Annotated in this window: 12 protein-coding genes; 2 read left to right on the top strand and 10 right to left on the bottom strand. The window is 42.9% G+C overall.

Annotated features, from left to right (window positions below; translation table 11 throughout):
* Nucleotides 1-245 precede the first annotated feature (245 nt).
* Nucleotides 246-737, top strand: a complete 492-nt coding sequence (locus ACH0QE_RS12685; RefSeq protein ID WP_415801010.1) for a sigma-70 family RNA polymerase sigma factor — start codon at nucleotides 246-248, stop codon at nucleotides 735-737.
* A 109-nt stretch (nucleotides 738-846) separates the two neighbouring features.
* Here the strand turns inward: ACH0QE_RS12685 and ACH0QE_RS12690 are convergent, their stop codons facing one another.
* Nucleotides 847-1113 (bottom strand): IDEAL domain-containing protein, encoded by a 267-nt coding sequence (locus tag ACH0QE_RS12690; RefSeq protein ID WP_415801011.1) that lies wholly within the window; start codon nucleotides 1111-1113, stop codon nucleotides 847-849.
* Nucleotides 1114-1261: 148 nt separating this feature from the next.
* Nucleotides 1262-1963 carry an N-acetylmuramoyl-L-alanine amidase gene (locus tag ACH0QE_RS12695; protein ID WP_415801012.1) on the bottom strand — a complete coding sequence of 234 codons (702 nt, stop codon included), beginning with the start codon at nucleotides 1961-1963 and terminating at the stop codon, nucleotides 1262-1264.
* Nucleotides 1964-2325: 362 nt separating this feature from the next.
* Between ACH0QE_RS12695 and ACH0QE_RS12700 the strand changes: the two genes are divergently transcribed.
* Nucleotides 2326-3960: a bifunctional metallophosphatase/5'-nucleotidase gene (locus tag ACH0QE_RS12700; protein ID WP_415801013.1), complete on the top strand. Its 1635-nt coding sequence runs from the start codon at nucleotides 2326-2328 to the stop codon at nucleotides 3958-3960.
* 67 nt (nucleotides 3961-4027) lie between these two features.
* Here the strand turns inward: ACH0QE_RS12700 and hxlA are convergent, their stop codons facing one another.
* From hxlA to ACH0QE_RS12740, 8 genes are all read right to left on the bottom strand, one after another.
* Nucleotides 4028-4645 carry a 3-hexulose-6-phosphate synthase gene (gene hxlA / locus ACH0QE_RS12705; protein ID WP_415801014.1) on the bottom strand — a complete coding sequence of 206 codons (618 nt, stop codon included), beginning with the start codon at nucleotides 4643-4645 and terminating at the stop codon, nucleotides 4028-4030.
* Nucleotides 4646-4705: 60 nt separating this feature from the next.
* Nucleotides 4706-5542: an SDR family oxidoreductase gene (locus tag ACH0QE_RS12710; protein ID WP_415801015.1), complete on the bottom strand. Its 837-nt coding sequence runs from the start codon at nucleotides 5540-5542 to the stop codon at nucleotides 4706-4708.
* A 10-nt stretch (nucleotides 5543-5552) separates the two neighbouring features.
* Entirely contained in the window at nucleotides 5553-6614 is a 1062-nt protein-coding gene (gene uxuA / locus ACH0QE_RS12715; protein ID WP_415801016.1) for a mannonate dehydratase, read from the bottom strand.
* On the bottom strand, nucleotides 6611-7246 hold the full coding sequence (locus ACH0QE_RS12720) for a bifunctional 2-keto-4-hydroxyglutarate aldolase/2-keto-3-deoxy-6-phosphogluconate aldolase (protein WP_415801017.1): 636 nt from the start codon (nucleotides 7244-7246) through the stop codon (nucleotides 6611-6613). The genes uxuA and ACH0QE_RS12720 overlap by 4 nt, the downstream gene beginning before the upstream one ends.
* Nucleotides 7247-7256: 10 nt before the next feature.
* A complete protein-coding gene (locus tag ACH0QE_RS12725) occupies nucleotides 7257-8276 on the bottom strand; it encodes a zinc-binding alcohol dehydrogenase family protein (protein ID WP_415801018.1) in 1020 nt (339 codons plus the stop codon).
* Nucleotides 8277-8287: 11 nt separating this feature from the next.
* Nucleotides 8288-9559: a TRAP transporter large permease gene (locus ACH0QE_RS12730; RefSeq protein WP_415801019.1), complete on the bottom strand. Its 1272-nt coding sequence runs from the start codon at nucleotides 9557-9559 to the stop codon at nucleotides 8288-8290.
* Nucleotides 9559-10050: a TRAP transporter small permease gene (locus ACH0QE_RS12735; RefSeq protein WP_415801020.1), complete on the bottom strand. Its 492-nt coding sequence runs from the start codon at nucleotides 10048-10050 to the stop codon at nucleotides 9559-9561. Before ACH0QE_RS12735 ends, ACH0QE_RS12730 begins: the two co-directional genes overlap by 1 nt.
* 67 nt (nucleotides 10051-10117) lie before the next feature.
* The coding region (locus tag ACH0QE_RS12740) for a TRAP transporter substrate-binding protein (protein WP_415801021.1) at nucleotides 10118-10697 on the bottom strand (580 nt) is incomplete at its 5' end.

Raw genomic sequence — 10697 nt, forward strand, 5'->3', positions numbered from 1 at the left:
AGAAAAAAATTTATCAACCATTGTCTAAAAAATTTCACAATTCATAATTCCGATATTCGTTACTAATATAGACATTCTCTTTTATTAGGTCTTGAAAATTGAATTTTCAAGACTTTTTGTTTGTTTTTTAGCCATTTCGCCCTCCAAAATTGAATTTTCGCGATTGGTGCACTCTCTTGTTTCACAGTATGTTTTAGCTACCCGGGAATAAAACGGAACGCGCGCGATCTCGAAAGGATTGCAAAGTGGAAAACTTTGAACAGTTATCCAGACAGTATGAGCCAATGATCCACAAGATTATCAGCTCTCTCAATATTTATAAAAACAAGGAAGACTACTTCCATACAGGGCTTGTAGGGCTTTGGGAGGCGGCTGAAGCCTTTGATCCAGATAAGGGTGATTTCACCAATTATGCTTATTCGTATATAAAGGGACAAATTCTGAATGAGATGAATCGGAATAATCGGCTTGAAGAACGGAGTGTCTATCCGAAAGAAGAATATTGGGAAGGTGTTGAAGAACCCAATGTCCATCATCCACTTGAACTTGAATTTCTGATGAGCTACTGTGAGGACCTCACAGAAAAAGAAACAAGGTGGGTCATCTACACTTGCGTTGATTTCCTGTCCGTCAGAGAAATAGCTCAAAAGGAAAATGTCTCAGTTTCAGCAGTCAAACAATGGAGGGCCAGCGCTAAAAAGAAGCTTAAGGAGCAATTGATCGAGGTTTTAGATTAAGAGGCTTTTCGTGGGCAGTGTCATCCAGCCAAAAAAAGCCTGAAACCGGGTATTCAAATCTTGGTTTCAGGCTTTTTATATTTGCAATATCCAATTCATCACTTTCACTCTATAAAGCATCCTTCCAGTTTTCTGATGTCAATTCCATGAATCTTCCTTTATCCTTGTTTTCCAATGCCAAGTCAATTTCTTCTGCTCGTCTTTTTTCCAGGAATTCATTCTGGACCTTATGGATAATCTTGTTTGCTCCATCTGTATACCTTGTTTTTTTACGAGTTAAAATCAGTTCCGTATTGTCGGGATCATGCATGGTGTCCATGAACATATTCACGTCTACATTTTGTTTATAAAAATTAGAGTTCTTATCGTTTTTCATGATTATCCCTGCCTTTTTTGGGTTATGTTTGTTAGTTACTATTTACCCAATTCTGCAGAAAAATAACTTGTCAAACAGATTATCTATCAATCCGAGAATCAAAAATGGAAAATGAATAGCTTCATTAAAAAAGAGCAACCAATAAAGGCTACTCTCCATTCAACATGATTTTCTCCCATTCAAACAACTCTCCAGGATCTGTTTTCCGTTCTGGTGCGTATTCATCGTGGCCAATGATATGCGTCCTATCTCTTTTAACCTGTTTGTTCCTCGCCAAAATATCATCTATGAGAAGATTAAGAGCTTTATATTGTGCTTCTGTATAGCCGATATGTTCCTGGGGTATCTGTTTGTAGTTCTCTGTAGACATCATTTGCTGCATTTCGGATTCGGTGCCGATGGCCATTAGCTCAATGCCAATAGAGTATTTATTCAACTGATCACTATACTCCATGTATGTTGGAAGTTCCCCTTTCCCTGCATGACGAGCAGCGCGGCTTTCCGGGAGCAGGAAGTATATTTCACCTTCCCGATCAATCATATAATGCGGGGAAACATCATAATCGATGAAAATCTTTCTGATGTCTTCATATATATATGGATTCTCAGGATTAGTCGCGGCATTACTTATGAAATGCAATACGATGTGGGTAGGAATATTGCTCCGTGGCACAAAATTCATGTTTGGAATAAAGTCTTTGGTAACAGGTATCTTTATTTCAGTATCAGCCACTATTGTCTTTCTAACCTCTGCACTGGCCACAGCTTCCTCTTGAACCTTGCCCGAGCATCCACTCAAAATCAGTGACAATAAAATCCCTAACGAAACTAGTTTTCTTCTCGTTTTCATCCTGTTCCCCCAACAATCTATCTATATCTCAGAATAATTCGCTAAATTATACGAAAAACCCTTTGTGGTATTATATTATTTTCTCTTGAAAGTCCCCAATCGGTAATTAAGTTATACCATTCAAATAATCCTAAATTTTACTACTCATCGATAATCTTTACTATCTTTCTCAATGTGTTTTATTATGGACTTTTGATATTATTACTCAAATCACCAAGTTATAACTAGGTCTTTTGTACTGATTTAATGAATTTTCAATTTATTCACTTTATAATATAATAAATTTGATAAAATTAAGTTGTTTGACTATGGTAACTAGTTTAATAGCAATATCACTTTTGATTACTAGGAGGAAAATGTTAATGAACTACCGTAACAAGTTCTACCGCAAACTTTTTTCAGTAGCTGCTTCTGCTGTCCTTTTGACATCCATTGCTGTTCCTGCAGCATCGGCACACATGAAGGAAAAAAAGCCTGACAAGCCTTACGAGTTAACACTCATGCATACAAATGATACGCATTCGCATTTAGACTCTGTAGCAAAACGTATTACAGCCATTAAGCAGGTGCGTGAGGAAAACGCTAACACTTTGTTACTAGATGCCGGAGATGTTTTCTCTGGAACACTATATTTTAACGAGTTTCTAGGACTGGCAGATTTGGAGTTCATGAATCTTGCAGGCTATGATGCCATGGCATTCGGAAATCACGAATTTGATAAAGGAACCGCCACTCTAGCAGACTTTGTAAAAGGAGCGGAATTCCCATTTGTCAGTGCGAACGTCAATTTTAAAAATGACAAAAATATTAAAAAGTATGCCAAAAATAAAATTTCTACTAATCCTAAAGATGGTGGGATTTACAAAGGCATAGTTAAAGAAATCAATGGAGAGAAAGTGGGAATCTTCGGTCTCACAACAGCAGAAACTGTAGACATCTCCAGCCCTGGAGAAAATGTTGAGTTCACTGATTACATCAATGAGGCAAAGGCGGCAGTTGAAGCATTCGAAAAGCAAGGCATCAATAAAATTATTGCCCTGACCCACATCGGTTTGAATGATGGAGGCGGGGATAATGACCTGATGCTGGCTGAGGAAGTAGAAGGAATTGATGTGATCGTCGGCGGACACACTCATGTCAAGTTAACTGAACCAGTTTTTGTAGAGGCTGGCAAAGAACCAACAGTCATCGTTCAGGCAAATGAGTACGGAGAATTCCTCGGTACACTGGACGTTAAATTCAACAAAAACGGTAGAGTAATCGAATATGCAGGTCAATTGTTAGATATGGATGATTACCAGGAGGACCCTGAGGCTGCACAAATCTTGAATAAAAAGTATAAACCAGCAGTTGAGGCAATGAAAAATACAATCATCGGGAATGCAGCTGTAAACCTGAACGGTGAAAGAGCATATGTACGTACAGGTGAAACAAACTTAGGTAACTTGATTACTGACGGCATGCTGGCAAAAGCAAAAACTATCAACCCTAATACTGTTATCGCATTACAGAACGGCGGCGGAATTCGCGAATCGATTGATACTGGAGATATTACTTTAGCTGAAGTCATGACAGTCATGCCTTTTGGAAACTCATTGGCCATCATGCAGCTGACTGGCACTGAAATCAAAGAAGCTTTGGAGCACAGCGTGAAAGATGTCCCTACTGCATCGGGAGCATTCCTTCACGTAGCAGGAATGAAATTCACCTACGACAGCTCTCTTCCAGCCGGGCAGCGTGTACAGTCAATTGAAGTTAAAGAAAATGGAGGCTATGTCAACTTAGCCCCTGACAAGACATATGCAGTTGCTACAAACATTTTCACCGCTAAAGGCGGAGATGGATACGATGTTTTCGCAAAAGCTTACAGTGAAGGACGTGTAAGTGAACCAGGTTATATGGACTGGGAGGTCTTCACTGAATATGTGAGTCAACAAGAAAATCAGACTGTAAGCCCTGTTGTTGAAGGGCGTATTATTAATCAAGCAACTAATTAAGAAAGCATTGCCCAGCAACAGAATCGTTTGTTGCTGGGCTTTTTAATGATTTTTCCCTCTTAAAATACTATTCTGCTAATCTTTTAATCATCTTGCTTGTCTCTCCAGAATTGCCGCTTCCAGTAATTGCACTCCCAATAATCGCGATATCTATTCCTTTGAGTGTTCCAATGGTCTTCACCGAAATGCCGCCTGCGATGGCGACCTCTATATTTTCAAGTCCCGCCACTAATCCATAAAGTGATGAATCTGCCAATGCACCTTCATGCTGCATGTCCTTTCCTACATGAAGACAAAATAGGTCGACTCCCAGTTCATATAGATCTTCGACTCGTTCCCTAGTTTGAACACCAAGTAAATCTACTATTATCCTTTTTTCAAACTGCTGAGCTGTCTCTAGTGTTTCTGATATTGTCTTGTCATGTGAAAAAGCCATCACCGTGATAATATCCGCTCCCGCTTCAAAAGCCTGCTTTGCCTCGTGCCGCCCCGCGTCACATGTTTTCATATCGGCTACTATCGTTTTTTGCTGATAAGCTTCGCTAATTTCACGAACAATTTCCATTCCATATTCTTTGATAACACCTGTGCCTATTTCAATCCAATCAATATGGTCTGCTGTCTCTTCCAATATCAAAAAGCATTGTTCCCTTGTTAATCGGTCTAGTGCAAGCTGAATTTTCATAGCTGCCTCCTAAAATAGCAAACATCCACTGGAATAAGTCCCGTGGATGTCTCTGCATAATTAAACTCCTGAATAAGCCATGAATCCCCCATCTACTGGCACGGTAACTCCAGTCACAAAGCCGGAGTACTCTTCATCTGTCAGCCACAGTAGTGCGCCTAACAGATCCTTTGGCTGCCCGAAGCGCTTCATTGGCGTATGAGTGATGATTTTCTTTGAACGGTCTGTATGCGTTCCGTCTTCGTTCAGCAACAGGTTGCGGTTTTGCGATGTCAGGAAGAACCCTGGCGCAATCGCATTGACACGCATGCCGGTTTCAGCGAAATGGACAGCCATCCACATCGTGAAGTTGTTGATCGCCGATTTGGCAGCACTGTATGCCGGAACCTTCGTCATTGGTGAGTAGGCGCTCATAGATGAAACATTGATGATGACAGGAGCGTCCTGTTTGAGCAGCTCCTTGCCAAACACCTGGCACGTTAAAAAGGTTCCGATAAAGTTCGTGTCAAACACTTTGGAGAATCCGGAAGCATCCATATCGAAGAAGGATTTCTCAGTTGAGTCCTCTTCATATGTTTCCACTGCTGTAATCGCGTCAGGATGATTTCCGCCTGCTCCATTGATTAAGATGTCTACACGTCCAAATGCCTCGACAACCGTAGCTTTTGCACCTTCAAGTGAATGCTGGTCCAGCACATCAGCAGCAACAGCGATTGCTGACCCGCCAGCTCCGTTGATTTCAGCTGCGATTGCTTCTCCTTTTTCCACCGTACGGTTCAGGATTGCGACATTCACGCCATGCCTTGACAGCTCACGTGCCATTTCGGAGCAAAGCACACCGCTTCCTCCCGTAATGACGGCTGTTTTACCCTTTAAATTTTGATGGATCGGAAACATCGTATCCCTCCTATTTTGAAGCCTGGTATGCATCCCACAACCCATGAAGATACATGATGCCAAGCGCTCTGTCGTATAAGCCGTATCCAGGCCTGCATACCTCTCCCCAAAGGTGTCTGCCATGGTCCGGACGGACATATCCTTCATACTGGATATCAGATAACTCTTTTACAACGCCTTTGATATTGATTGAACCATCTGTTGTTAAATGCGATGTTTCGATAAAATCGCCATTTTCAAAGATTTTCACATTGCGGATGTGCGCAAAAGGTGACTTATGCGCAAACTCTGCAGCAAGTGCTACCATATCATTTTTAGGGCTTGCTCCGAGCGATCCTGTACAGAAGGTAATTCCATTGGATGGAGAATCAGAGATTGATAGAAGCTTCTCCAGACTCTTTCTGCCTGTCATGATGCGTGGCAGCCCGAAAATCGTCCATGGTGGATCATCCGGATGGATAGCCATTTTGATACCAGCCTCTTCTGCAACCGGCAAAACTTCATTTAGGAAATAGCCTAGGTTCTCCCATAGGTCTTCCTCTGACACACTTTCATATGCCGCAAATAATTCCTTGATTCGCGCCATTTTTTCAGGTTCCCAGCCAGGCAGCGTTAAATCCGAAGCAGAAGCGACTGTGTCGATCAATTCCTGCGGATCCTGGTTTTCCACTTTAGCTTTTTCGAAAAATAAAGCAGTTGACCCATCAGGAAGTTCCTTATACATTTCGGTACGCGTCCAGTCGAAGATCGGCATGAAATTGTAGCAAATGACCTTGACGCCAACTTCCCCCAGGTTCCTGATTGTTTGCTTGTAATTCTCAATGTATCGGTCACGGTCTTCATTTCCAAGTTTAATTGCTTCATGGATATTGACACTTTCAACTACGTCACCATGAAATCCAAATGATTGAATATAGTCCATTTCCGCCTTGACTTCTTCTTTTTCCCACACTTCACCGACAGGCTTCTGGTGCAGTGCCCATACGATGCCTTTTACGCCAGGAATTTGTTTTACATGGTCGAGGGTGACAGTATCATTATCCCGACCATACCAGCGAAACGTCATATTCATGATGCATTACCTCCTGTTACTGCTTCGGTGTACTTACGGCAGAGCTCTGTTACGCCTTCTTTTCCAGCAGAACGGTACGCCTTGTTAAGGTCACTGCCGATTCCGGCCGCGACTGCGCCAGCACCTAGCCAATCGTTGACATTATCGAGATTGACACCGCCTGTCGGCATAACGCGCACCTGTGGCAGGGGACCATTGACCGCACCAATGAACGATGGGTCAAAACGGTTTGCCGGGAACAGCTTAACGATGTCAGAGCCGCTTTCAATCGCCGTAACGATTTCGGTTATCGTCATGCATCCTGGCAAATAAGCGACAGAATAGCGGTTGCATAAGACAGCGATTTCTTTGTTAAAATTCGGGCTGACCACGAATTTCGCCCCGCTTAAAATGGCATGACGCGCTGTTTCTGGGTCCAGGACTGTTCCTGCTCCTAAAATTGCATCCGATCCTGAAAGTGCCTCGAATACTTTGGCAACATCCGGTGTTGTATACGTTAATTCAATAGCCCGGAAGCCGCCTTCGATGGCAGCTTCCGAAATTTGAATGGCCTCTTCTGTTGTTCCGCCGCGGACAACAGCGACGACCTTGGAATCAGACAATTGCTCTAGTGTTTCTATTTTTAAGTTCATCAAATCTCCCCTAATCAAAAACAATAACTGCTTTCCGTACTTCACCCGGATTCTTTTCCACGAATGTAAAAGCTTCCTTTACCTGCTCAAGCGGGAACTGGTGAGTGATAAAACCGTTCCCTTTTAATTTACTTTCATTAAGTAATGAGACAACTTTGCCAAACTGGTTCGTCTGCAGACGAGAGCCGACAATCGTCACTTCCTTTTTTGTGATCGGCAGCTGAGGTATCTGGGATGGGCGCTCATCAAAACCGAGCACAACAACTGTTCCTGCTGGAGAAACGACATTGACTCCCAATTCAAAAGTCATAGGCAGGCAGACAGCATCGATCACCACATTCGGTCCTTCTCCAACTGTAAGCTCCATTACCCTCTCTTCTACAGAAACTTCACGGGCATTAATGACTTCATCCGCTCCATTTTCCTTCGCGAATGCCAATCTCTCTTCTTCCAGATCCGTCATGATGACTTTTGCACCTTGCAGCTTTGCCATTTTTAAAATACAGATTCCAATCGGGCCCGAGCCCTGGATCAATACTGTATCTCCTTCTTCAACCCCGCCGCGCCAAACGGCCTGGGCACCAATCGTGAATGGCTCGGCTAAAACCGCTTCATTCCAATCAAGGAATGGATCGACTACATGAAGCTGCTTTTCAGGCAGTACGAACGATTCGCGCATACCGCCATCTTCGTGGACACCAAAAACGGACAAGGACTTACACACATTCGGCCGGCCTTTGCGGCAGGCGTAGCACTCGCCGCAATAGCGGATTGGTTCGACAACCACATGGTCTCCCGGCTTTACATTTTTAACAGCTGAGCCAACTTCAACCACTTCCCCCGCAACTTCATGGCCAGGGATTCGCGGATAAGTCGCGAGAGGGTTCGTGCCATGGTAGATATGCATATCGGATCCGCAAATACCAACGCGCTTTACTTTTACAAGAACATCTTCCGGATTCTTAATAGCGGGCTGTTCTAAATCTTGAATTACGAGTTCCATTGCTTCAGGAATTTGTACTGCCTTCATGTTAAAACCACCTATTCAAATAGACTTGGTAAATAAAGTGATACCTGTGGTACAAATGCTACCAGCATCAATACAACAAGGCTTACTCCAATGAAAGGTACAAGCTCTCGTGCTGCTCTTCCGATCGGCACCTTTCCGATCTGGGAGGCCACGAACAGACACACACCAACTGGCGGTGTAACCAGACCTATTACCAGGTTAAGAACCATCATGACACCGAATTGAACTGGATCCATTCCAACCTGTGCTGCGACCGGCATCAATACAGGGAACAAAATAACAAGTGCAGCAATCGTTTCCATGAACGTACCAACGAACAACAACAGAAGGTTAATCAACAAGATTACAACAATAGGATTTTCAGAGATTCCTAAAATAACATCTGCTACCATTTGAGGGATCTGCTCACTGACCATAATCCACCCAAACAGGTTCGCAAATCCTACCAGCAGCATAATGGAAGCTGTTGTTGTCATGGAAGATAACATAATGCCAGGAATCTTTTTAAGCGGCAATTCTTTATAAACGAAAATCCCGATAACAAGCGCATATAGTACAGCGATAACTGATGCTTCTGTAGGCGTGAAGTAACCGCCCAGAATTCCCCACAAAATAATGATTGTCATGAACAATGCCCAGAAGGAACCCATGAAGCTTTCTAAAATTACTTTTAATGATTTCCTTTCGCCTTTTGGGTAATTCCGCTTAACAGAAATGATATAAGTAGGGATCATCAATCCGATTCCAAGCATCACCCCTGGTAGAGCACCTGCTAAAAATAGGTCACCAATAGAAACGGAAGCTAATGTACCAACGATGATCATTGGCAGGGAAGGCGGAATGATCGGTCCAACTGTCGATGAAGATGCAGTGACTGCCGCGGAAAACCCCGCTCCATAGCCTTCCTTTTTCATCGCAGGAATCAGGATGGCACCAATACTTGCTGTATCTGCAAGTGCAGTTCCAGAGATTCCCGCAAAACCCATAGAAGATCCAACATTCGCCAATCCCAATCCGCCACGGATATGTCCGAAGAGGTTATTCGCGAACTTGATAATCCGGTCAGTGATCCCGCCGGCGTTCATCAGGTTGCCAGCAAGGATAAAACCTGGAATACAAAGCAACACAAAGGAATTCAATCCCGCAAACATTTTTTGAGGAATGATGGTAAGAGGAATATCGGCAATAATCAAATAGACCAAGGAAGACAAACCGAGGCTAAAAGCAACCGGCACGCCTAAAAATATAAGTAAAATGAATGAAATGAACAAAATGGCCGCCATTACATCTCGCCTCCATCAATATCCGACTTAAAGTCTTCTTGGTTACGAATCAACTTAACAATTTTTACAATAGAATAAAACGCTAAAAGCAATGACATAATCAAGATAGCTACATGAATTACAGACATTTTGAATGGCATCGTCGCTGAGGTTTGTGTGCCCACCAGGGTGAAGTCATAGCCAGTCTGGATCATCACGGCAAATAGCACCATTAATACCAAGTAAATACCGATTTCGTAAAAACGCCTGAAATTATGTGACATTTTCGCTAGTATCATATCGACATTGATATATTCTCCGCGGATCAATGCCAGCGGAGCGCCGAAGCAAATGGCATAAATAAATAAGTATCGTGTCAGCTCCTCCGTCCAGATTGCATTATATGGAAGGTAACGGGACATGATCTGAATCGTCACGACTATAATGACTCCAGCAAAGCTGACAACAGTTAAGATAGACAACAGCATATCCAGCCATTTACGAATTTTCATAGTTTCATTCCTTTCTTAAAGGAAAGGCACAGCCTGCCATGGCGGCCGGACAGTGCCTTAATCAGGATTACTTAGTTTCAAGAATCTTTTCGTATAGTTCGAACTGTTCTGGCTTCAAGTTTTCTTTGATTGCAGGTATCATCGCTTCACGGAATGCATCTTGATCAACATCGACAAACTTCATGCCCTCAGCTTTAAGATCATCTTCAATTTGCGTGATTTCTTTGTCATAAAGCTCTTCACCATAAGCCTGAGCTTCAGCAGCTGCCTCTTTTACAGCTTTCTTTTGCTCGTCATTTAACGCATCAAATTGCTTGTTGCCGACAAGGATATAGATCCATGAGTATACGTGCTCAGTGCGGTTCACATAGTCTTGAACTTCATAGAAAGCAGCACTCTTAATCAAATCAACCGGGTTTTCCTGACCATCGATTACGCCTTGCTGAAGACCAGTAAACACTTCGTTAAAGTCCATTACTTGTGGCTTAGCACCAGCAGCTTCCCATACCTTCAGGAACAATGGTACGTTCGGTACACGCATGCCGAAACCTTTCAGATCTTCTGGAGAAGTGATTTCTTTGTTAGATGTCAGGTTACGCGGTGCGCGAGTGTGATAGTACAAAGGTGTCAAACCAGCTTTTTCAGTG

Origin of the sequence: Mesobacillus sp. (assembly GCF_047739415.1) — a bacterium.
Classification (GTDB): Bacteria; Bacillota; Bacilli; order Bacillales; family Cytobacillaceae; genus Mesobacillus.

Coding starts and splice junctions, on each gene's coding strand:
- ACH0QE_RS12690 (WP_415801011.1), bottom strand. CDS start 1,113: ATGAAAAACGATAAGAACTCTAATTTTTATAAACAAAATGTAGACGTG.
- ACH0QE_RS12695 (WP_415801012.1), bottom strand. CDS start 1,963: ATGAAAACGAGAAGAAAACTAGTTTCGTTAGGGATTTTATTGTCACTG.
- ACH0QE_RS12700 (WP_415801013.1), top strand. CDS start 2,326: ATGAACTACCGTAACAAGTTCTACCGCAAACTTTTTTCAGTAGCTGCT.
- hxlA (WP_415801014.1), bottom strand. CDS start 4,645: ATGAAAATTCAGCTTGCACTAGACCGATTAACAAGGGAACAATGCTTT.
- ACH0QE_RS12710 (WP_415801015.1), bottom strand. CDS start 5,542: ATGTTTCCGATCCATCAAAATTTAAAGGGTAAAACAGCCGTCATTACG.
- uxuA (WP_415801016.1), bottom strand. CDS start 6,614: ATGAATATGACGTTTCGCTGGTATGGTCGGGATAATGATACTGTCACC.
- ACH0QE_RS12720 (WP_415801017.1), bottom strand. CDS start 7,246: ATGAACTTAAAAATAGAAACACTAGAGCAATTGTCTGATTCCAAGGTC.
- ACH0QE_RS12725 (WP_415801018.1), bottom strand. CDS start 8,276: ATGAAGGCAGTACAAATTCCTGAAGCAATGGAACTCGTAATTCAAGAT.
- ACH0QE_RS12730 (WP_415801019.1), bottom strand. CDS start 9,559: ATGGCGGCCATTTTGTTCATTTCATTCATTTTACTTATATTTTTAGGC.
- ACH0QE_RS12735 (WP_415801020.1), bottom strand. CDS start 10,050: ATGAAAATTCGTAAATGGCTGGATATGCTGTTGTCTATCTTAACTGTT.